The sequence below is a fragment of the Allokutzneria sp. NRRL B-24872 genome, assembly GCF_002155965.1.
Lineage (GTDB): Bacteria > Actinomycetota > Actinomycetes > Mycobacteriales > Pseudonocardiaceae > Allokutzneria.
Window position 1 is genome coordinate 1 of the sequence record NZ_MUMH01000462.1, and the last position, 591, is coordinate 591.

Annotated in this window: 1 protein-coding gene and 1 pseudogene; both read right to left on the reverse strand. The window is 70.9% G+C overall.

Going from position 1 to position 591, the window contains the following annotated elements:
* A partial coding sequence (locus tag CCN37_RS38685) for a class I SAM-dependent methyltransferase (protein ID WP_246843658.1) occupies window positions 1-306 on the reverse strand: 306 nt, incomplete at its 3' end.
* Window positions 303-591, reverse strand: a pseudogene (locus CCN37_RS38690) (DNA methylase); the annotation flags it as partial. The gene CCN37_RS38685 and the pseudogene CCN37_RS38690, both read right to left, overlap by 4 nt.

Genomic DNA, 591 nt, shown 5'->3' on the forward strand with positions numbered 1-591 from the left:
TTCCAGGCGCGCCCGCCTGGGGGTGATGAGGTCTTCATGGTCGGCCTGGGTACCGCGCCACCTGGTGACGCGGGCGAAGTACTGGCAGGGCCACGACGCGTGGACCAGGTCGAAGCCGTCCAAGGGGAAGGTGAGGGCGTTGGCCTGGTGGAAGGTGAACGGGTAGTTCGGCTGCGGGCGGATGTCCACGCCGGTCACCTCGAATCCCGCCAGGTAGTAGCCCATCGACAGACCGCCCGCGCCGCAGCACAGATCCAGCACGCGGAGCCCGTTCGGCCGCCGCAGCGGCAGCACACGCCCGCTCACGCCGCCACCCCCAGCCGCGCCGCGAGGAAGGCACGGCCGATCCAGGCGGTGTAGGCAGGCGGCAGGGCCTCGCACAGGTTGAAGTGGTCGTCCGACCAGTCGATGCCTTTGGCCTGTTGGATCTCGGGGACGGTGGCCTTGCCGCCGCCGCGGCCGTAGGCGGCTACGTACGGGCCGTCGAAGTACTGGCCGTGACGCCACCCGCGGACCTTCCCGCGGTGGGGGGGATGCGCTGGCTGTGCGGTGGTCCAGCCGGCCAGGTCGAAGTAGCGGTGCATGAGGACG